The sequence below is a fragment of the Actinomadura mexicana genome (assembly GCF_900188105.1).
Lineage (GTDB): Bacteria > Actinomycetota > Actinomycetes > Streptosporangiales > Streptosporangiaceae > Spirillospora > Spirillospora mexicana.
In genome coordinates this window covers 170526-191217 of sequence record NZ_FZNP01000015.1, presented here as the reverse complement: position 1 = coordinate 191217, position 20692 = coordinate 170526, and the positions used below count along the sequence as shown (strand labels likewise).

22 protein-coding genes are annotated in these 20692 nt (G+C 72.4%); 15 read left to right on the top strand and 7 right to left on the bottom strand.

Annotated elements, in window-relative coordinates; all coding sequences use genetic code 11:
* The first annotated feature begins 271 nt into the window (after positions 1-271).
* A complete protein-coding gene (locus CHC11_RS31865; RefSeq protein ID WP_089315556.1) occupies positions 272-661 on the top strand; it encodes a VOC family protein in 390 nt (129 codons plus the stop codon).
* Between the two features lie 96 nt (positions 662-757).
* Here CHC11_RS31865 and add read toward each other — a convergent pair whose 3' ends face one another.
* Positions 758-1744 (bottom strand): adenosine deaminase, encoded by a 987-nt coding sequence (gene add, locus CHC11_RS31860; RefSeq protein WP_089315555.1) that lies wholly within the window; start codon positions 1742-1744, stop codon positions 758-760.
* Between the two features lie 156 nt (positions 1745-1900).
* Between add and CHC11_RS31855 the strand changes: the two genes are divergently transcribed.
* Positions 1901-3019 (top strand): NADAR family protein, encoded by a 1119-nt coding sequence (locus CHC11_RS31855; protein WP_218826328.1) that lies wholly within the window; start codon positions 1901-1903, stop codon positions 3017-3019.
* Positions 3020-3075: 56 nt separating this feature from the next.
* Here the strand turns inward: CHC11_RS31855 and CHC11_RS31850 are convergent, their stop codons facing one another.
* Positions 3076-3954: an HhH-GPD family protein gene (locus CHC11_RS31850; protein WP_089315553.1), complete on the bottom strand. Its 879-nt coding sequence runs from the start codon at positions 3952-3954 to the stop codon at positions 3076-3078.
* Between the two features lie 69 nt (positions 3955-4023).
* Between CHC11_RS31850 and CHC11_RS31845 the strand changes: the two genes are divergently transcribed.
* Positions 4024-4638, top strand: a complete 615-nt coding sequence (locus CHC11_RS31845) for a hypothetical protein (RefSeq protein WP_245920012.1) — start codon at positions 4024-4026, stop codon at positions 4636-4638.
* A 43-nt stretch (positions 4639-4681) separates the two neighbouring features.
* Here the strand turns inward: CHC11_RS31845 and disA are convergent, their stop codons facing one another.
* From disA to CHC11_RS31825, 4 genes are all read right to left on the bottom strand, one after another.
* Positions 4682-5764 carry a DNA integrity scanning diadenylate cyclase DisA gene (gene disA / locus CHC11_RS31840; protein ID WP_089315551.1) on the bottom strand — a complete coding sequence of 361 codons (1083 nt, stop codon included), beginning with the start codon at positions 5762-5764 and terminating at the stop codon, positions 4682-4684.
* Between the two features lie 113 nt (positions 5765-5877).
* Complete coding sequence (locus CHC11_RS31835; protein ID WP_089315550.1) at positions 5878-7344, bottom strand: DNA repair protein RadA; 1467 nt, start codon at positions 7342-7344, stop codon at positions 5878-5880.
* A 59-nt stretch (positions 7345-7403) separates the two neighbouring features.
* Entirely contained in the window at positions 7404-8480 is a 1077-nt protein-coding gene (locus CHC11_RS31830; RefSeq protein WP_089315549.1) for an alpha/beta fold hydrolase, read from the bottom strand.
* 34 nt (positions 8481-8514) lie between these two features.
* Positions 8515-9213 (bottom strand): class I SAM-dependent methyltransferase, encoded by a 699-nt coding sequence (locus tag CHC11_RS31825; RefSeq protein ID WP_245920007.1) that lies wholly within the window; start codon positions 9211-9213, stop codon positions 8515-8517.
* A gap of 129 nt (positions 9214-9342) precedes the next feature.
* Here CHC11_RS31825 and CHC11_RS31820 point away from each other — a divergent pair, with 129 nt between their 5' ends.
* From CHC11_RS31820 to CHC11_RS41735, 9 genes are all read left to right on the top strand, one after another.
* The gene (locus CHC11_RS31820) at positions 9343-10230 is read left to right on the top strand and encodes a sugar phosphate isomerase/epimerase family protein (RefSeq protein WP_089315547.1); all 888 of its coding nucleotides are present in this window, start codon (positions 9343-9345) and stop codon (positions 10228-10230) included.
* Positions 10227-10847, top strand: coding sequence for a TetR/AcrR family transcriptional regulator (locus CHC11_RS31815; RefSeq protein WP_089315546.1), 621 nt, complete (start codon positions 10227-10229; stop codon positions 10845-10847). Before CHC11_RS31820 ends, CHC11_RS31815 begins: the two co-directional genes overlap by 4 nt.
* 91 nt (positions 10848-10938) lie before the next feature.
* On the top strand, positions 10939-11688 hold the full coding sequence (locus CHC11_RS31810; RefSeq protein WP_245920005.1) for an ABC transporter ATP-binding protein: 750 nt from the start codon (positions 10939-10941) through the stop codon (positions 11686-11688).
* Positions 11685-12419, top strand: a complete 735-nt coding sequence (locus CHC11_RS31805; RefSeq protein ID WP_089315545.1) for an ABC transporter permease — start codon at positions 11685-11687, stop codon at positions 12417-12419. The genes CHC11_RS31810 and CHC11_RS31805 overlap by 4 nt, the downstream gene beginning before the upstream one ends.
* A 125-nt stretch (positions 12420-12544) precedes the next feature.
* Entirely contained in the window at positions 12545-13735 is a 1191-nt protein-coding gene (locus CHC11_RS31800; protein ID WP_089315544.1) for an LCP family protein, read from the top strand.
* A gap of 61 nt (positions 13736-13796) precedes the next feature.
* Positions 13797-14717 (top strand): proline dehydrogenase family protein, encoded by a 921-nt coding sequence (locus tag CHC11_RS31795; protein WP_089315543.1) that lies wholly within the window; start codon positions 13797-13799, stop codon positions 14715-14717.
* Positions 14718-14808: 91 nt separating this feature from the next.
* Entirely contained in the window at positions 14809-15603 is a 795-nt protein-coding gene (gene proC / locus CHC11_RS31790) for a pyrroline-5-carboxylate reductase (protein ID WP_089315577.1), read from the top strand.
* Between the two features lie 72 nt (positions 15604-15675).
* Positions 15676-16110, top strand: a complete 435-nt coding sequence (locus CHC11_RS31785) for a hypothetical protein (protein WP_089315542.1) — start codon at positions 15676-15678, stop codon at positions 16108-16110.
* 228 nt (positions 16111-16338) lie between these two features.
* Positions 16339-16494: a hypothetical protein gene (locus tag CHC11_RS41735; RefSeq protein WP_179279103.1), complete on the top strand. Its 156-nt coding sequence runs from the start codon at positions 16339-16341 to the stop codon at positions 16492-16494.
* Here CHC11_RS41735 and CHC11_RS31780 read toward each other — a convergent pair.
* A complete protein-coding gene (locus CHC11_RS31780; protein WP_089315541.1) occupies positions 16491-17489 on the bottom strand; it encodes an alpha/beta hydrolase in 999 nt (332 codons plus the stop codon). The genes CHC11_RS41735 and CHC11_RS31780 overlap by 4 nt on opposite strands.
* A 167-nt stretch (positions 17490-17656) precedes the next feature.
* Here CHC11_RS31780 and CHC11_RS31775 point away from each other — a divergent pair, with 167 nt between their 5' ends.
* The 3 genes from CHC11_RS31775 to CHC11_RS31765 all read left to right on the top strand — a co-directional run bounded on the left by CHC11_RS31775 (position 17657) and on the right by CHC11_RS31765 (position 20322).
* Entirely contained in the window at positions 17657-18865 is a 1209-nt protein-coding gene (locus tag CHC11_RS31775) for an acetoin utilization protein AcuC (protein WP_089315540.1), read from the top strand.
* Positions 18866-18887: 22 nt separating this feature from the next.
* Complete coding sequence (locus CHC11_RS31770) at positions 18888-19757, top strand: phosphatase (RefSeq protein WP_089315539.1); 870 nt, start codon at positions 18888-18890, stop codon at positions 19755-19757.
* 361 nt (positions 19758-20118) lie between these two features.
* Positions 20119-20322, top strand: a complete 204-nt coding sequence (locus tag CHC11_RS31765; protein WP_021591693.1) for a helix-turn-helix domain-containing protein — start codon at positions 20119-20121, stop codon at positions 20320-20322.
* Positions 20323-20692: the final 370 nt, after the last annotated feature.

The following is a 20692-nucleotide window of genomic DNA, read 5'->3' as shown; positions in this document are numbered from 1 at the left end:
CCGGCCAGATCGTGATCGTCGGCACCGAGGGCTTCGACCCCGCCGACACCGACACCACCGAGAAGGCCAAGTTCACCTTCAAGGGCGTGCCCAAGCCGTCGACCGTCCCTGACAGTCCGCCGCCCATCGAGGGCGCGGTCAACTTCAACAAGGACTGACGTCCCGTGCGCAAAGGCCCGCTGCCGGTTCCCGCCGGCAGCGGGCCTTTCGCATGTTCGCGCTCCTCCCGGGCAGCATGCCCGCACATGATCGACTGCCGCAGGGAGCCGCCATGAGCCGTCTGACGTTGTCCGCCCCCGTCCTCGACGCCCCCGATCCGCACGCGCTGGCGGACTTCTACCGGCGCCTCCTCGGCTGGACGGTCGTGCAGGACGAGCCCGACTGGGTGAAGCTGCGTCCCCCCGGCGGCGGCACCGGCCTGTCGTTCCAGACGGAGCCGCTCTACCAACCCCCCACGTGGCCCGCTGCCGAGGGCGCCCAACTGCAGATGGTCCACCTGGACTTCGAGGTGGACGACCTGGACGGCGCCGTGAAGCACGCCGAGGCCGTGGGCGCCGTCCTGGCCGCCTTCCAGCCGGATGACGACGTCCGGGTGTTCCTGGACCCTCTGGGCCACCCGTTCTGCCTCTTCCTCGCCGAGCCCGAGGCCCCGGCGGGTTAATCCACAGAACGTCGCCGAGCCCGAGGCCCCGGCGGGTTATCCACAGAACGCCGTTCGGTCGCGAGTGCTCGCCGCCGTCATGGACCCTGAACGGGACTAGAGCGAGGGGGGCGGGGTGGCCAGCCAGGCCCCTATCGCTTCTTGGAGGGTCTTCTTGGTCTGGGGCGGGGCGAAGGAGGCGGTCACGGCGGTGTGGGCCAGGTCGGCCAGGGTGGCGTCGTCGTAGGCGAATGTGGCGCGGACGCGGGCGTACTCGGTGGCGAGAGGGGTGTTGATCAGGGCGGGGATATCGGTGTTGAGGGTGACCGGCAGGCCGGCTTCGCGGAGGCGGGGAAGGGGGTGCGCCTCCAGGGACGGGACGAAGCCCAGGGCGACGTTGGAGGACGGGCAGACCTCCAGGGGGATTCCGCGTTCGCGGACCTCGGCCACCAGGTCGGGGTCGTCCAGGATCCGGATGCCGTGGCCCAGGCGCTCGGTGCGGCCGGGGCCGAGGGCCTGCCGGATGCTGGCAGGGCCCTCGCCCTCGCCGGCGTGGTGGACCACGTGAAGCCCGGCGTCGTGGGCGGCGGCGAAGACCTCGGTGAACGGGTCGCCGGGGTGGGCCTCGTCGCCGGCGAGGCCGACGGCGACCACGCGGTCGTGGCGGCGGGCCAGGTCGAGGGTTCGCCAGGCGCGCTCCACGGAGCGGCGGCGGGAGTGGTCGAGGATCAGGCGGCACTCGATGCCGAAGTCCTCCTGGCCCGTCTCAAGGCCCTCCAGGACGGCCGACAGGGGCATGCCGAGGTCGCCGAGGCGCTCGCCGTGGGCGGCGGCGGTGAACGAGACCTCGGCGTACCGGACGCCCTGGGCCGCCTCGTCCTCGCAGAACTCGTAGGCGACGCGGCGGAAGTCATCGGGCCGCCGCAGGCAGGCGCGGACGAGGTCGTTCTGTGCGAAGAAGGAGGCGAAGTCGCCGAACGCGCCGACGTCGTCGGGGACCCGCACGCCGTTGGCGGCGCCGATCTCGCGGAGAGTGGCGCGGCGAACGGTGCTCTCAAGGTGGACGTGCAGGTGGGCTTTGGGCAGGGTCAGCAGATCGCGCACTGGCGTACGGTACGAGTCCGGAGCCTGAGCTGACGAACGATTATTCGTTGACCGGCATGGGGAGCCCCGCCCCATGATTCGGCCGGATGCGCGGTCCGGTCGGCGGCCGAGCGGCTGCGCTTCGCTTCACTGGACGAGGATCGAGGAGTCTCCCTGTTGCTACGGATCCACCGCATAGAGGACGGGCAGCGCATCGAGGGAGTCGCGCGGCCCGTCTTCATCCACAACTTCACGTACCACCTCACGAACCTTCTGGTGTTCGCGGACGGCGCCATCAGCTGCTGGGAGTGGGTCGACCTGGAGGGCCTGCGGGAGAAGCTCGAATGCGGCTGGGTGGTGACGGAGGTACCCGACGGCGGTGAGATCAGCGCGTTCGAGCTGGGCCGCTGGAAGGCCGCCGAGCCGGCGTTCGGTCTCACCCCGGAGATGCTGCTGGGGGAGGTGGCCGACGACATCGAGCGGCTGAACGACCGTCCGGACTCCACCGACCGCTGCCTGGCCGCCCTGGACCGGTACCTGGAGTCGAGGGACGAGGCCGACCGGCTGGCGCTGCGCGAGGCGTACCTGGCGATTCCCGCGCACAAGCGCTGCTACTCGCTCGGCGACATGAACAACAAGGACCGTCCGCTGGTCTTCCTGTGCACCGATGTCGGGGAGCACCCGATCGGCGGCTGGTTCGACGATGGCGTGGTGACCGAGGCCATGCGGGAATGGGCCCTGGACTACTTCGCCGAGGAAGCCCGCGATCGCGCTGAATACGCGTCGAAACGGTCGGCGGACGATCCGCCGGAAGCTCCGGGCGGGACGATCCACCTTGGCGGGCGCGTGTTTCCGCGGGGGTGGCCAGAGGACCCGGGAATCGACGCCCTGCAGAACGACTGCCCGGCCCCGATCGAAGTCGGCGGCGTCCTCTACCCGTCGGTCGCGCACGCCTACTGGGCCCTTTCAGTCGAGGATCCCCAGGTCCGGGAGCAGGTTCGCGCGGCCGAACACTCCTACGACGCTCAGAAGATCGCGGAAGAGGCGTCCCGCGTCCAGGGATGGCCGCAGGCCAGGACGGCGGTGATGGCCGGACTCCTGCGCGCGAAGTACGCGCAGCATCCCGATTTGGCGGAGATCCTGATCGGTACGGGCGACGCCCCGATCGGATACGGCGGAATCGAATCCGACCACTGGATCACGCGCGGAGACACCGGTCGCAACTGGGTGGGCCGGCTACTGGAACTCGTCCGTTCCGAGCTTTGCGCGCAGAGGTCCGGCCTGCTGCCCGTTTAGGAGACGGCGGATGGGCGTTCTCGTCAGCCGGTGGCCCTATGGAGGAGTCGGGCGGGTTAGCCGGGGAGGGCATAGCGGCCGTCTTCCAGGGGGTCGACCAGGCCGTCGGCGATGAGGGCGTCCAGGGCGCGTTCGCGTTGGGTGGCGTCCGACCAGACGATGTCCAGGGCCGGTTTTTCGACGGGGCCCTCGGCGTCTCGCAGGACGGCCAGGAGGCGGCCTCGGCACTGCCGGTCGGTGCCGGCGTAGGTCTGGCCCTTTCGCGGCGGCCCGTCGTAGGCGGGACGGCCGTTCAGGTGCCACGCACACCTGTCGATGACGGGGCAGTCGACGCAGCGGGGCGAGCGGGCGGTGCACACCAGTGCGCCCAGTTCCATGACGGCGACGGCCCAGCGGGCGGCGGTCGGCGGGTCGAGCGGGAGGAGGCTCTCCGCAAGCCTGACCTCGGCCTTGGTCTGCGTCTTCGGCGGGTACTCGACGCCGGAGAGAAGCCGGGCCAGGACGCGGCGGACGTTGGTGTCGAGGACGGCGTGCCGCTGCCGGAACGCGAAGCTGGCGACGGCGGCGGCGGTGTAGGCGCCGATGCCGGGGAGCGCCAGCAGGTCCGCGTGCGAGGAGGGGACGTCGCCGCCGTGCCGTTCGGTGATCGCGCGGGCGGCCTCGTGGAGGCGCAGCGCGCGGCGCGGGTAGCCGAGCCGGCCCCACGCGCGGACGGCCTCGCCGGACGGTTCGGCGGCGAGCGCGGCGGGTGTCGGCCAGCGGGTCAGCCAGGCGTCCCAGACGGGCAGGACGCGGGAGACCGGTGTCTGCTGAAGCATGATCTCGCTGACGAGGACACCCCACGGGGTCGCGTCCGGTGCCCGCCACGGGAGGTCCCGTGCGTTCGCGTCGTACCAGTCGAGGATCGGTGCGGTGTAGGCGGAGTCGGTGTTCATGGCGCGCCGCCATTGTGGCACGCGGCGGGTCGCCCGCTCTTACCGGTTCGGTGAATGCATACTGCCCGCATGGGGCCGAACACTGAGCGCGACCGGGACGGTTCTGGACTCGATCCATACTGGCGGCGCCGCGTGTGGGCCCTGGCGGGCGTCCTCGGGGCCGTCGGCCTGCTGGCGTGGACGTGCCAGGGCGGCACCGCGGAGGACGCGCCGGGCCGCAACGCGGGCGCGGCCGAGGGGACGCGCCCCTCGCCGCCGCCGAGCGCGATGCCGACGGTCACCGTCACCACGACGACGACGCCCGTGCCGGAGCAGGCCGACGGCGGCCCCTGCGACCGCGATGACCTCGTGGTCAACATGACCGCCGCGAAGAACCTCTACGCAGGGTCGGATCGGCCGGAGTTCCGGGTCACGGTCGTGAGCACGGGTGAGGGGTCCTGCGCGTTCGACACGGGGTCGCTGGAGGTCCGCATCACCTCCGGCGCGGACCGGGTCTGGTCGTCGGCCAAGTGCCGCAGGGGCGGCGCGCCCAGGGCGACGCTCCGGCGCGGCATCCCCTACGTCGACGACGTCGTCTGGGACCGCCGGCGCGACTGCAAGGGCGCCGTCCGGGCCCGCCCCGGCACCTATGTGGCCACGCTGCAAGGCGCGAAGGCCAAGAAACAGATCTTCAGCCTCCGCTGACCCGCCCCGACGGCCGTACTGACCCGGCCTCTGCCGAGGCGGGTCAGACGTAGCGTTCCAGGATGGACGACTCGGCCAGGCGGGAGAGGCCCTCGCGGACGCTGCGGGCGCGGGACTCGCCCACTCCACCGACGGCCTGGAGGTCGTCGATGCCGGCGGCGAGGAGCTTCTGCAGGCCGCCGAAGTGCTCGACGAGGCGTTCGACGACCAAGCCCGGCAGGCGGGGGACCTTGGCGAGCAGCCGGAAGCCCTTGGGGCTGACGGGCAGGTCGAGGGCGTCCGGGCCGGCGAAGCCCATCACCTCGGCGACCGTGGACAGGTCGAGCAGCTCGTTGGCGGACAGGGTGTCCAGGGAGGACAGGATGGCGTCGACGCCGCGGCTGCGCGTGTCGTCGGACGGGTAGTCGCGGACGATCAGCTGCCGGTCGACGTCCACGCCGGAGACCAGCTCGTCGAGCTGGAGGGACAGCAGGCGGCCGTCGGTGCCGAGCTCGACGACGTAGCCCTCGATCTCGTCGGCGATGCGGCGCACCATCTCCAGGCGCTGGACGACGGCGCTGACGTCCCGGACGGTGACGAGGTCCTCGATCTCCAGCGCCGACAGCGTGCCGGACACCTCGTCGAGGCGCAGCTTGTAGCGTTCGAGCGTGGCCAGGGCCTGGTTGGCCTTGGAGAGGATTGCCGCCGAGTCCTCCAGGACGTAGCGGGTGCCGTCGAGGTAGAGCGCGATGATGTGCATCGACTGGCTCACCGAGATGACCGGCAGGCCGGTCTGGCGGGCGACGCGCTCCGCGGTGCGGTGGCGGGTGCCCGACTCCTCGGTGGGGAGGGTGGAGTCCGGCACGAGGTGGACCGCGGCGCGGACGATGCGGGTGTGGCTGTCGTCGAGGACGATCGCGCCGTCCATCTTGGCGAGCTCGCGCAGCCGCGTGGCGGAGAACTCGACGTCGAGCTCGAAGCCGCCCGTGCACAGCTCGGCGACGGGCCCGTCGTAGCCGAGCACGATCAGGCCGCCGGTGTGGCCCCGCAGGATGCGCTCCAGTCCGTCCCGGATCTGGGTGCCGGGAGCCACCGCGGCGAGTGTGGCGCGGCGTCGTTCGTCATGACCCTTGTCGTGTGATGGCACCTGGCCCCCGGAGGTCGCTGGACGGCGCCAGTTTACCGAGGCGGGCCGCGCGCTGGTTCCTCCCCAGGTCGCAAGCGTGCGTTGTGTGAAGTAATACTCTGGCGGGACGCCTGTCAGGGCGCGGTAAACGAGACCTGCAGCGCCTGCTGGAGGCTGTCGACCTCCATGACTTTCATGCCCTCATAGCTGCTGAGCTGCGGATCCGCGCGTTTGAGGGGCCCGTCGGCCAGCTCCAGGGAGCCGCGCGGGACGACGGCGTGCCGGAACCCGAGCCGGGCCGCTTCGGCCAGCCGCCGCTGGACGCCGGGCACGACGCGGACCTCCCCGGCCAGGCCGACCTCGCCGAGCGCGATGAGGCTGGTGGACAGTGCCTGCTCGACGGTGGAGCCCGCGACGGCGAGGGCGAGGGCCAGGTCGACGGAGGTCTCGGTGAGCCGGACGCCGCCGACCGTCGAGACGTACACGTCCTGCTCGTGCATGGAGATCTTGCAGCGCTGCGCGAGGACGGCGAGGATCATCGCCACGCGGGAGGTGTCGAGACCGGAGGTGGCGCGCCGCGGCGCCGGGAGGTGCGACTTGGCGACGAGCGACTGCACCTCGGCGACGAGGGGGCGACGCCCTTCGAGCGTGACGGTGACGCAGGTACCGGGGACGGCCTCCTCGCGGCGGGTGAGGAACAGGCCGCTCGGGTCGGGCAGCCCGACGATGCCGACCTCGGACAGGTCGAAGCAGCCGAGCTCGTCGGTGGGGCCGTACCGGTTCTTCATGGCGCGGATCATGCGGAGCCGGGAGTGCCGGTCGCCCTCGAAGTAGAGGACGACGTCGACCAGGTGTTCCAGCAGGCGCGGCCCGGCGATCGTGCCCTCCTTGGTGACGTGGCCGACGAGCACGACGGTCATGCCGCGCTCCTTGGCGACCCTGATCAGGTTGGCGGCGACCTCGCGGACCTGGGTGACGCCGCCGGGCGCGCCGTCGGCCTCGGAGGTGCCGATCGTCTGGATGGAGTCGATGACGAGCAGCCCGGGCCCCACCGAGTCGATGTGGCCGAGGATGGCCGACAGCTCCGTCTCGGCCGCCAGGTACAGCCGGTCGGTGATCGCGCCGACGCGGTCGGCGCGCAACCGGACCTGCTCGGCCGACTCCTCGCCCGTCACGTACAGGACGTTCCCGCCCGCCGCGCCTTCAGCTCCCGCCGGGCCCTCACCTCCGGCCGGGCCCCCGGCGCCGCCGGACGCCGTCGAGGCCAGGGCGGCGACCTCCAGCAGCAGCGTCGACTTGCCGATGCCGGGTTCGCCCGCCAGCAGCAGGACGGCCCCGGGCACGATGCCGCCGCCGAGGACGCGGTCGAGCTCGTCCAGGCCGGTGGGGCGCGTCTGCGCGGACCGTACGTCGACCTGCCCGATCGGGCGGGCCGGTGAGCTGACCGGCCCGGCCGACACCACCCGTGCCGGGGTCGCCGATGCGGCCTCGGTCACCGTTCCCCACGTCTGGCACTCGCCGCAGCGCCCGACCCACTTGGAGGTCTGCCAGCCGCAGTCCGAGCACCGGTAGAGGGCCTTGGCCGTCTTCGCCTTCGCCATGCGCGGAAGCGTAGGGCCGGGGACCGACAGTATCCATCCCGCGCGCGGCCCTGCGGGGGTCAGCTCTGCTTGCGTGCCCGTTCGATCAGGTCGCCGAGGTGGTCGGACACGATGCTCGGACGTTCGAGCATGGCCATGTGCCCGGCGCCGGGGACGACCTCCAGCCGCCCGCCCGGCGCGCAGGAGGCGATCTTCAGGCTGTGCTCGACCGGGGTGAGCATGTCGTTCTCCGCGCCGATGACCAGGGTGTCGGCGCCGCCGAGGGACGCGCAGTCGCTGATCACCTCGGTGGTGATCATGGAGCGGAAGAAGTCGACGAAGGCGTCCATGCGGGTGTCGGCCATCATCTGCTCGGCGAAGGCGACCGCGGCGGGGCTGGCGTCCGGGCCGAAGGCGACCAGGTCCTCGACGAGGGCGGCGGCGTCGCGGCCGAGGTGGCGGACGCGCTCGACGACGCCCGAGCCGGCGCCGAGCGCGCCGAGGGCGGCGGGCATGAGGCGGTGGGTGGTGCGCGCGATGAGCGCGGGCATGCCGAGCGTGACCTCGCCGAGGCCGCCGGCCGAGGTGCACAGCAGCCCGGTCGCGAGGATCTTGCGTCCGACCAGGCCGGGGTTCTCGTCGGCGTACCGCATGATGGTCATGCCGCCCATCGAGTGGCCGACCAGGACGACGGGCGTCTCGGCGGGGACGGTGGCCTCGATGACGGCGCCGAGGTCGCGGGCCAGGCGGGGGACGGCGTAGCCGTCGCGGGCGCCGCCGTCGGAGCGGCCGTGGCCGCGGTGGTCCCAGAAGACGAGGCGGCCGAGGCCGCGCAGGGCCTTGCGCTGGAAGTGCCAGGAGTCCTGGGTGAGCGTCCAGCCGTGGCAGAACACGACGGCGAGGTCGGTGCGGTCCTCACCGTCGATCTCGGCGTACAGGCGGGCGCCGTCGTCGGCGCGGACGGGCAGGGGGCGGCCGCGCAGCGACCCGAACGGCTCGCCCGCGAACGGGTCGGGACGCAGCTGCAGGCGGCGCATGGCGCGGCGCTGGGCGACCAGCCCGGCGCCGGCGCCGGCCGCGCCGAGGGCGGTGGCGGCGAGGAGACCGCCGAGCGCCCTCCCGGCGGTGACTCGGCTCGTGGCGGCGGCGCGACCCATGGTGCGTTCCTCCCGGTTCCAACTGGCTGGTAACTCAGGGGCAACGCCACCACAAATTCACGGCATAGTCCACCTCCACACCGGGGAGTTCGTGCAGGCAGGCGTCGGCGAGATCGCGGGGGAACTCGATCCGCAGGACGGCGGCCAGGTCCTCGCGGTTCTGGAACGCCCACCGGATGGTCAGCGGCTCCCGGTGGAAGCCGCGCCGAGTCCAGAACCGCTCGACGGCGGCGGCATCGTATTTCGGCAGGCTCCGCTGGAACCAGCGGCCGAACGTGGAGCGGGTGGCGTCGTTGTCGATGATGAGGATCGCGCCGCCCCGCCGGACCACCCGGTCCAGTTCGGCGAGGCCCGGCTCGCATCCCGGGCCGAAGAAGTAGGCCCACCGCGCGTGGGCGACGTCGATCGACGCGTCCGGGATCGGCAGTGCCTGCGCGGTGCCCGTGCGCACGGTGACGTTGGGGAGGTCCCGCGTCCGGCGCGCGGCGGCCGAGGCGAGGCCGGCGTGCGGCTCCACGCCGATCACCCGGCGCGCGTCCTCGGCGAAGAACGGCAGGTGGAAGCCGGTCCCGCAGCCGACGTCGAGGACGTCGGCGCCGTCCCAGGGACGGACCGCGCGCATGGCGGCGGCCAGCACGCCGTCGGGGTCGACGGCGCGGTTCTCCAGCTCGTAGACCTGGGGGGAGTTCCAGATGTTGGGGCTGGGCACGGCGCCCCGCGCGATCTCGGCCACGGAGACAGAGGGTAGCGGCGCCACCGGCGGAGCAAGCGAGATCACTCCCGGCGAGTGTTTCATCACGGCCGCAGCGGCATAGGCTCTCTTCTACGACACAGCCGAGCGATCATTCATGGCGAGGAAGCCTTGGCCCCGCAGCACAACGGCGCCCCTTCACCGGCGCTCCGCGTACCGGACGCCCCGATCACGCTCTCCACGGCGTCGGTGTATCCGGAGAAGGTCCCGAGCGCCTTCGAGATCGCCTCGCTGCTGGGCTACGACGGCATCGAGGTCATGGTCTCGACGGACGCCTCGTCCCAGGACCTGAACGTCCTGCGCCGGCTGTCGGACTACCACCAGGTCCCCATCAAGTCGATCCACGCGCCGTGCCTGCTGCTCACCCAGCGGGTCTGGGGGCGCGACCCCTGGGGCAAGCTGGTGCGCTCCAAGGACGTCGCGGAGGAACTGGGCGCGGAGGTCATCGTCGTGCACCCGCCGTTCCGCTGGCAGCGCGACTACGCGAAGGACTTCGTCGAGGGCCTCGCCCGCATGCAGGACGAGACGGACGTGCTGTTCGCGGTCGAGAACATGTTCCCGCTCAAGGCGCGCGGCGCCGAGGCGGGCATGTACCTGCCCGACTGGAACCCCGTCGACCAGGACTACCCGTACGTGACCCTCGACCTGTCGCACACCGCCGTCTCGGGTTCGGACGCCATCGACATGGCGGGGAGCCTGGGCGACCGCCTGCGCCACATCCACCTCGCCGACGGGGTCGGGATCACGAACAAGGACGAGCACCTCGTCCCCGGCCGGGGCAACCAGCCGTGCGGGACGATGCTGGAGACCCTCGCCGAGGGCGGCTTCAAGGGGCACATCGTCCTGGAGGTCAACACGCGGCGCGCGTCCAGCCGGATCGAGCGGATGGAGGACCTCGCCGAGGCCCTCGCGTTCGCGCGCCTGCACCTGGCCGCCGCCGCCCACACGTGGGAGGTCACCTCGGCCGGGGAGGTCACCCGCCGGGGCGTGCGCCGGTGAGCGGCCCCGGGGAACCCGCGAGGCCCGCGGGGTCCGGGGCGCGCGGACGGGGCCCCGGCCGAAGGCCCGGCCCGACCGAGACGCGCGAGAAGATCCTGGCCGCGGCGCGGGACCTGTTCGCCGAGAAGGGCTACGACGGCGCGTCGCTGCGCGCCATCGCCCGCGCCGCCGAGGTCGACCCCGCGCTGGTGCACCACTTCTTCGGCAACAAGGAGGGCGTGTTCGTCGAGGCGATGCGCTTTCCGGTGGATCCGTCCGTCCTGCTGCCGCGCATCATGTCGTTCCCCCCTGACCGCCTCGGTGAGGGCCTGGTCCGGACCTTCCTCCAGGTGTGGGGGGACGAGGACCGCCGCGCCCCGATGCTCGCGATGCTCCGCTCGGCGATGACGAACGAGCAGGCGGCCTCGCTGCTGCGCGAGTTCGTCACGTCCGCGCTGTTCGGGCGGGCCTCGCAGGCCACGGAGGCGCCGCCGCTCGGCATCCAGGCGGCGGCCGGCCAGATGATCGGCCTGATGATCCTGCGCTACGTGCTGCGCATCGAGCCGCTGGCCTCCGCCTCCGAGGACGAGCTGATCGAACTGGTGGCCCCGACCCTCCAGCGCTACCTCACCTCCTGAGGCCGCGCACTCCCTGCGTTTCTGCCGGGCTCTCCTCTCGCCGGGACCTCCGCCTCTTGACCGGGGACGCGCGTCGGCCTAAATTCAACACATGATGAATTCCAGTCCGGCGGGCGCCTCCGGGCCCGCGGTGCAGGTGCGCGACCTGCGGGTCGATCGCGGGGGCCGGGAGGTGCTGCACGGGCTCACCTTCGACGTCCCGCGCGGCTCGATCGTGGGGCTGCTCGGCCCGAGCGGCTGCGGGAAGACGACCCTGATGCGGGCGCTCGTCGGCGTCCAGATCGTGCGGAGCGGCGCCGTGACCGTGCTCGGCGAGCCCGCCGGGTCGCCCGGCCTGCGGCGCCGCGTCGGGTACGCGACGCAGAGGCCGGCCGTCTACGCCGACCTGACCGTCGCCGAGAACCTGCGCTACTTCGCGTCCGTCCTGGGCGCCCCCCGCTCGGACCCGGCCCGCGTCATCGACGAGGTCGGCCTCGGCCGCAGCCGCGACCAGACGGCGGCGACGCTGTCGGGCGGGCAGCTCAGCCGCGTCAACCTCGCCGTGGCCCTGCTGGGCGCGCCCGAACTGCTCGTCCTGGACGAGCCGACCGTGGGGCTCGACCCGGTGCTGCGGCAGGAGCTGTGGGAGCTGTTCCGCGAGCTGGCCGAACAGGGCGCCACCCTGGTCGTGTCCAGCCACGTCATGGACGAGGCGGGACGCACCGACCGGCTGCTGCTGATGCGCGAGGGCGACGTCCTCGCCGACGGCACGCCGGCCGGCCTGCGCTCGCGCACCGGAGCCTCCGACCTCGAAGAGGCGTTCCTCCACCTGATCCACGAGAAGGCCGGGAGCCCGTCATGAGCCTCGCCATCACTTTCGCCACGATGCGGCGCATCCTGGCGCAGCTCAAGCACGACCACCGCACGCTCGCCCTGCTGGTCGGGGTGCCGACGCTGCTGATGATCCTGCTGCGGTACGTGTACGACCAGCCGATGGTGTTCGACCGGATCGGGCCCATGCTGCTCGGCCTGTTCCCGTTCGTCGTCATGTTCGTGGTGGCCAGCGTCGCCACCCTCCGCGAGCGCACCGGCGGCACCCTCGAACGGCTGATGACGATGCCGCTCGGCAAGCTGGACCTGCTGCTCGGCTACGCCCTGGCGTTCGGCCTGCTCGCACTCGTCCAGGTCGCCGTCGTGCTGGCCGTCTCGCTGACCTGGCTCGACCTCGACCTGAGCGGTTCGCTGGCGTCCCTGGTCCTGGTCTCCCTGCTGGACGCGCTGCTCGGCATGGCGCTCGGCCTGTTCGCCAGCGCGTTCGCCCGGACCGAGTTCCAGGCCGTCCAGTTCATGCCCGCGTTCGTCCTGCCGCAGCTGCTGCTCTGCGGTCTGATCATCCCGCGCGAGAACATGGCGTCCTGGCTCCAGGCGATCGCGGACGTCCTGCCGCTGTCCTACGCGGTCGAGGGGATGCAGGAGATCAGCGCCAGTCCCGACTTCACCGGCACCCTGGCCCTGGACGTCTCCGTGATAGCCGCCTTCGTGGTGGTCGCGCTCCTGCTGGGCGCGGTGACGCTCCGCCGCCGGAGCGGCTGAGCCGCCGGCAGACGGCCGACCCGCGAGCGGGGGACCGGGTTTACACGGATTCGCGGGTCCGCCGTAACCGGACAGGTGGGGCGAAGTCGGCCGTCCCCGTTCGGCGCGGCTGGTAGCTTCGCGCCATGACCTCCCCTGATCTTCACGGCCCGCAGGTGCCGCAGCGGCCCGACGAGGGGGCGCCCGCGCCCGCCGGGCCCGAGGCTCCGGGTGCTCCGGGTGCTCCGGGTGCTCCGGGGGTCCCGGGGCCGGACGCCGAGGCCGCGTTCTGGGGCGGCTCGGACGGGGGCGGCGGGACGCGGCGCAAGCGGCGGTGGCCCCGCGTCCTGATCGCCGTCGGGGTCTTCGTGGCGCTGGTCGTGGCCGGCCTCGGCGGGCTGGCGTGGCAGCGGCAGTCGTCCTACAACGGCAACATCGACCGGCTCAAGGGCGTGATGCCGGACGACTCCCCGAACCGCCCGGGCGCGAACGTCGAGGGGACGGAGAACTGGCTGCTCGTCGGCTCGGACTCGCGGGCCGACGCCGCGACGACCGGCGAGGGCAACCAGGTCTGGAAGCCGGGGCAGCAGCGCACCGACACGATCATGCTGCTGCACCTGCCGGCGGACCGGAAGAAGGCCTACATCGTCTCGTTCCCGCGCGACTCGTGGGTGGAGATCCCCGGCTACGGGCAGCAGAAGATCAACGCGGCGTTCTCCTTCGGCGGGCCGAAGCTGCTGATCGAGACGCTGGAGAGCCTGACCGGCATCCGCATCGACCACTACGGCGCGATCGACTTCGAGGGTTTCAAGTCGATGACGGACGCGCTCGGCGGCGTCACCGTCAACATCAAGCAGGGCGTGTACGACCCGGCGCGCAAGAAGCGCTGGGAGGCCGGACGGCAGAAGCTGAACGGCGAGGACGCGCTGCTGTTCGTCCGGCAGCGCTACAACCTGCCGAACGGCGACTTCGACCGGATCAAGCGGCAGCAGGCGTTCCTCGGCGCGCTCGCCAAGCAGGCCGCCGACCGGGGCACGCTCACCAACCCGCTCAAGCTCGACCGGTTCATGTCGGCGCTCACCAAGTCGATCAGCGTGGACGAGGGGGTGTCGGCGGGCGACCTGCGCTCGCTGGCGCTCAGCATGCGCAGCGTCCGCGCGTCCGACGTGATGTTCATGACGCTTCCGCACAAGGGCACCGGCATGCGCAAGAGGCAGAGCGTCGTGTTCCTGGACGGGGCGAAGGCGAAGGCCCTCTTCGAAGCGGTCAAGACCGCGCGGATGAAGGAGTACGTGCGGCAGTACGGCGCCGGGAACAGCCTCGGCACCGTGTCGTGAGCACCGGGCCCCGGGCGGCATAACCTGGGACGGTAGGCCCAGGGGACGAGGGGTTCGCACAGTGCTTCGTCAGGCGTTGCTGGTCGCGTCGCGCAGCGGCGGCGCGCGCAGGGTGGTGGAGACGGCGCCGTTCACCGGCGACGTCGTCCGCCGCTTCGTCGCCGGTGAGACGATCGACGACGCCCTGCGCGTCACCGGCGGGCTGACCGGCGAGGGCCTGCTCGTCAGCCTGGACGTCCTGGGCGAGGACACGCACGACGAGGGCCGCGCGGAGGCGAACGCCGCGCACTATGTCGAGCTGCTGAGCCGGCTGGGCGCGGCCGGGCTGGGGAGGCGCGCCGAGGTGTCGCTCAAGCTGTCGGCCGTCGGCCAGACCTTCGACGAAGACCTCGCCCTGGCGAACGCGGGCCGGGTGTGCGCCGCCGCCCGCTCGGCCGGTACGACGGTCACCCTCGACATGGAAGCGCACACGACCGTCGACTCGACGCTGCGAATCGTCCACGAGCTGCGGCGGGACTACCCGGACGTGGGCGCGGTCGTCCAGGCGTACCTGCGTCGCGCGGAGGAACACTGCGCGGAACTGGCTTACGAGGGTTCGCGGGTGAGGCTGTGCAAGGGCGCTTACGCGGCGCCCGCGGCGGTCGCCTTCACCGACAAGGAGGAGGTCGACAGGTCGTACGTGCGGTGCATGAAGGTGCTGATGGCAGGCAAGGGCTACCCGATGCTCGCCACGCACGACCCCCGGCTCATCGAGGTCGCCGGGGCGCTGTCGGTGCTGAACGACCGCGACGACGACACGTTCGAGTACCAGATGCTCTACGGGATCCGCCCGCAGGAGCAGCGCCGCCTCGCCGCCGAGGGGGCGCAGGTCCGCGTCTACGTCGCCTACGGCCGCGAGTGGTACGAGTACTTCATGCGCCGGCTCGCCGAGCGCCCCGCCAACCTGCGCTTCTTCATGCGCTCCCTCGTCGGGCGGTCCTAGGGCGGTGTCCCGGGACCGGTCGCCGGGCGGCGCCGGCCGGCCCGGCGATAGGCTGGACGGGTCGTTTGGAACCCCACGTCAAGGTATGTCGATGATCGCGATTCTGGGTGCCGGGAAGATGGGCGAGGCGCTGCTGTCCGGGGTGCTCCGGGCCGGCCGCCGCCCGTCCGAGCTGATCGCCACCGCGCGCCGGGAGGAGCGCGGCGCGCTGCTGCGGGAGCGCTACGGCGTCGAGATCGTGCCGAACGCGGAGGCCGCCGCGGCCGCCGACACGCTGGTCCTCGCGGTGAAGCCACAGGACATGGGCGCCCTGCTGGACGAGGTCGGCCCGCACGTGCCGCCCGGCCGGCTGGTGATCTCGATGGCGGCGGGCATCACGACCGGGTTCGTCGAGGCGCGGCTGCCGGCGGGGGTGCCCGTCGTCCGCGTCATGTCGAACACCCCCGTCCACGTGGACGAGGCGATGAGCGTCATCTCGCCCGGGTCGCACGCGGGGGAGGAGCACCTGAAGCTGGCCGAGGAGCTGCTGTCGCCGGTCGGCAAGGTGCTGCGCATCCCCGAGTCGCTGCAGGACGGCGCGACGGCCCTGTCCGGCAGCGGACCGGCGTACTTCTACTACCTCGTCGAGGCGATGGTGGACGCGGGCATCCTGCTCGGCATGCCGCGCGCCGCCGCGCTGGAGATGGTCATCCAGTCGGCGGTCGGCGCCGCCGTCATGCTCCGCGACTCCGGTGAGCACCCGGTGCTGCTGCGCGAGGCCGTGACGTCCCCGGGCGGGACGACGATCTCGGCGATCCGCGAGTTGGAGCGGCACGGCGTCAGGGCCGCCGTCCTGGAGGCCATCGAGGCGGCCCGCAACCGGGGCCGCGAGCTCGCGAGCGGCTGACCTTGGACGCGCGCCCCGGATCGTCCGGCTTCGAACATTGAGCCGAGCCGAAGCCGCGTCCGTGTAAGAGGTATGGGACTCATACTCCGCCTGATCGTCGCCGCCGGGCTGGCGGCCGACGCGATCGTGCACTGGAAGTTCGCGCCCGACATGGCCTTCGTGCAGGGCGGCTCCATCGACGGAGACCTGCTGTTCCGCGTCCAGGCCGCGGTCGCCGGGGTGGTCGCGGTGATCGTCCTCACCTACGCGACCCGCTGGGCGTACGCGCTCGCCTTCGTCGTCGCGGCGAGCGCGGCGGGCGCCGTCGTGCTCTACTACTACGTCGACGTGGGCGCGCTCGGCCCGCTGCCCGACATGCACGAACCCGTCTGGTACCTCGAAAAGACGATCAGCCTCGCCGGCGAGGGCGGCGCGGCGCTGGCAGCGCTGGTCGGCGTCTTCGCCGCCGGACGCGGCCGCCGCGCGGACGACGGGCTCCCCGCCCCCGAACCCGCCGGCCGCTTCTGACCCCGGAGCCACGAGCGGCCTGATCGCCGCCGGCTGCGCTCATCCCTGGTCCCCCCGGCACCAGGGAAGCGGAAGGGCGGGCGGAGCGAAGGGCCGCGGAGTGACGCCGCGCGATGCGGACCGAGCGTGACGAGGTCCGTGCGGGGCGTAGGAAAAGATCATGAATTCGGCGGCATGGCCGGTCCCGCCCGGCTACCATCGAATTGATCTTGAAGTCTGGGGGCCCGGATGGAAGAACGGCGCGAACGTCCGAGCGAGAAGCCCCTTCCGGCGTCCGTCCTGCACAAGGCGCTGCTCAGGGCACGGGTCCCGCGCTTCATGGCCGACCACGCGGCCGCCCTGCTGGCCGGGCTCCTGGCAAGACGCCCGGACCGCCGGGCCTAGGCGGCCTTGGAGCGCCTCCTCGCCCTCGGGTGCTTGCCCGTGCCGCTCGTGACGGTCCGCACGAAGTGGGCGGCGTCGCGCATGGCGGCGCTCGCCTCCGGGAGGACGCGGTTCAGGATCTGGAAGACGTGCATCTGCCCCTTCCAGATCTGCAGGTCGCAGTGGGCCCCGGCCCGGCGCAGGGCGTCGGCGAAGGCCTCGGCCTCGGTGCGCAGCACCTCGGCGCCGCCCACCTGGATGAGGACGGGCGGCATGTCGTTCCAGGCGCACGTGAGCAGGGCCAGCCGCGGGTCCTCGAACCCGGTCGGCCCCACGACGAGGCGGGCGACCCGGCGCGCCGACGACGCGCTGATGTAGGGGTCGCGGGCGCGGCTCTGCGCCCCCATGGACAGCTCGCAGGTCAGGTCGACCCACGGGGAGAACAGCATGAGCCCGGCGGGGCCCGGCAGGCCCTGGCGGCACAGTTCGCCGGTCAGCGCGGCGGACAGGTGCCCGCCCGCCGAGTCGCCCGCGAGGACGATGCCGGACGCCGGCACGCCCCGCGCGAGCAGCCAGCGGTAGGCGGCGACGGCGTCCTCCAGCGGCGCCGGGAACGGGTGCTCGGGCGCGAGCCGGTACCGCGGGGCGAGGATGGGCAGCCCCGTGTCGAGCGCGAGCCGCGAGGTGATGGGGCGGTGGGTGCGCGGCGAGCAGACGACGTAGCCGCCGCCGTGCAGGTAGAGGACGGCGCCGGGCGGGTTCTCCTGCGCGGCGTCGCGCGGAACGATCCACTCGCCCCTGACCGGGAGGCCGCCGTCCGCCCCGGGCGCCGGGTCGTTCAGCGACTCGACCCGCACGTGGGGGCTGTGCCGCAGCAGCAGGGACGCGGCGTCCACCGTCGAGCGCGCGGTGCGGATGCTGGTCGCGTGGCCGGGGAGGTAGTGCAGGAACGGACGGACGCCCAGACGGAGCGCGCTGCTGATCGCGCGGCTGCGAACGCTGGGGCCTTCGTCCATTGACCCTCCCGTAGGAGATATCTGCCTGATGTGGGTATGCCCGTTTCCGGCATGTAACTCACGTCACAGGTGTGTTGCGGACGGCGGTCTCCGGCCGGGTCCCGCGCCCCGTCCAGGGGGCGGCGGCTGTGGGCCAGGTCACATGTCCCGCGCGATACCGTGAGGTCATGAGCAGTCCCGATTCGTCCGCCGGTCCCGAGAACTGCGGGTTGGAGATCTTCTGGGACGAGCGGCTCATCTCCTACGACTTCGGTCCCGGCCACCCCCTGAACCCCGTGCGGGTCGAGCTGACGATGGCGCTCGCCCGCGGGCTCGGCGTCCTGGACCGCCCGAACGTGCGGGTCTCGGCGTTCGAGGCCGCGGACGACAAGCTGCTCCGGCTCGTCCACGAGGAGTCCTACATCGCGGCGGTCAAGCACTCCGGCGCCACCGGACTGCCGGAGCCCGGGCACGGCCTCGGCACCCCCGACAACCCGGTGTTCCTCGGCATGCACGAGGCGTCCGCCCTGGTCACGGGTGCGTCGGTGGCCGCCGCCGAGGCGGTGTGGACGGGCCGCGCCGAGCACGCCGCGAACATCGCCGGAGGCCTGCACCACGCGCTGAGCGACGCCGCCAGCGGGTTCTGCGTCTACAACGACCCGGCCGTCGCGATCGCGTGGCTGCTGGAGAACGGCGCCGAGCGCGTCGCCTACGTCGACATCGACGTCCACCACGGCGACGGCGTCCAGGCCGCCTTCTACGACGACCCGCGCGTGCTGACGATCAGCCTGCACGAGTCGCCGCGGACGCTGTTCCCCGGCACCGGGTTCCCCGACGAGACCGGTGCGGACGGCACCTCGGTCAACATCTCGCTGCCGCCCGGCACCGGCGACCGGCCGTGGCTGCGCGCGTTCGACGCGGTCGTCCCGCCGCTGCTGCGCCGGTTCCGCCCGGACGTCCTCGTCACCCAGCAGGGCGCCGACGGCCACGCGCTCGACCCGCTCGCCCACCTGATCCTCAGCGTGGACGGGCAGCGGACGGCGTACTCGATGCTGCACCGGCTGGCGCACGAGACGGCCGGCGGCCGGTGGGTGCTCACCGGCGGCGGCGGTTACGAGCTGGTCCAGGTCGTCCCGCGGGCGTGGACGCACCTGCTCGCCGAGGCGGCGGGCGGCCCCGTCCCGCCGGGCACCGCGACCCCGGACGACTGGCGCGAGTTCGTCCGGCGGCGGACCGAGGAGATCGCCCCGCGCCGCATGACGGACGGGACGGAGACGGTGGAGATCAGCAGGTGGGGGGACGGCTACGACCCGGGCAGCCCCGTCGACCAGGCGGTGCTGGCGACGCGCCGCGCGGTCTTCCCCGAGCACGGCCTCGACCCGATGACCGACGAGTGAAGCCCTCAGGGGGCCTTCGCCCATGAACCAGACGACCCCCGCGTCCGGAGGCCCCGTGCCCACCAGGAACGATCTGCGTGCCCACCTCGTCCGGACGATGATCGCCGGCGACGTGGCCACGCCCCGCCAGAACAACCTGCTGCACTACCGGCGGATGGCCAACGGCGATCCGCACTACCAGTTCGGCCTGGAGCTGAAGCCGTCGTGGTCGGAGCGGTCGGTGCTGGAGATGATGGTCGAGCGGTGCGGCGTCCATCCCGATCCGATGCATCTGTACGGGGACGACACCATCGATCCCGAGATCACGCTCGACACGCTGGAGGCGATGGGGGAGCGCATCGGCCTCGCGGCCCGGCGCAAGGAGTGCGTGGTCCTCGCGACCGGGCATCCGTCCACGCTGACGCCGCTGTACCAGGCGGTCGCGCTGGCGCTGGAGGAGGCGGGCTGCCGGGTGCTGACGCCCGCGGCCGGCTGGACCTACGAGATCGACGCCGGGTACGGCGGCTCGGAGCTGCGCCGCATCGTCTACGCCGCCCCCGGCGTCGCGATGCTGGAGGGCGAGGACCTCCGCACGCACCACACGCATGACTCGCGCCCGATGGAGGCCATGCTCAGGGAGCTGGCCGTTAGCGGGTCCGAGGAAGATGCGGAAGCTAAACCAGATATCTGGCCGGATCTGGCCATAGGCGACCACGGCTGGGCCGGAGCGGCCGGACAGGCGGGCATCGACACCGTGGGGTTCGCGGACTGTAACGACCCGGCGCTGTTCGCCGGGGCCGCCGAAGGCAAGATCGATGTGGTCGTCCCGCTCGACGACGGCGTCCCCGCGTACCACTACGAGCCGCTGACCGCCTACATCCTCGATCACGCGGGGTTGCGGCCGTCCGGCTGAGGCGCCGATCCGGAGGACTGCTCCGGGGGGACGCCTGGGTGGCGGCTTCCCGCCTGTCACGCCCTGTGACAGGGCTGCCGTAACGAGGCGCATGAGCGTGCCGAGAGGCGTCTGACGCTGCGGAACCGCAGGTCATTTCGTGGTTTCGGTTAACAAGTGTTCGTCACGCCACGTGCGGTACCGCCGTGTCTACTTTCGGTAGGGCATCAGCACTGTATCCCTGCGGTCAGGTCGGATACGGAAATGTGCGGAACTCCCCTCTTGCGACTGCCGGTACGCGATTTACGCTGGAGGAAGTACACGTGCGTGATCAAAGTCACCCGAAGGGCCGGTGCGCGGCACGTGTGGAAGAGGGCGTCCGATGACCTCAGGCGAGCGACCTCTGAGCGAGGTCAGGTTCCTGACCGTCGCCGAAGTGGCGGCGGTGATGCGGGTGTCCAAGATGACCGTCTACCGCCTCGTCCACTCGGGCGAGCTGCCCGCGATCCGCGTGGGCCGCTCGTTCCGGGTTCCCGAGCAGGCCGTCCACGATTACCTGCGCGACGCGTACATCGAAGCCGGATAACGGGTAGGGGCGGGGCATGACCTCGCCGCGAACTCAGTACCCGGCCGTGCAGGGGGCGTCGGGAGGGTCCCGAGGGACCGTCCCGAAGCTGGGGAAGCAGGACGAGGACCGGCAGAACGGTCCGGACACCGAACGGACGGGCGATGGCCGGCGGCCACGCCCGCCCGGGAAGGACGGTGCCCGGCGCCGTGCGACGCGCGGTGCCGGCCGCCGTCCGTGCCGGTCGTCCCGGGGCCGCGGGGCAGGCCGCGGCGTGATCTCCACCCGCGCAGCGGTACCCTGGGGCCTCGGACCGTGCGCGCTTACCGAGACCCGCTCTCCAGCGGCACGCCCGTCTCCTGCACATCACCCGAGACTCCGAGCGAGGTTC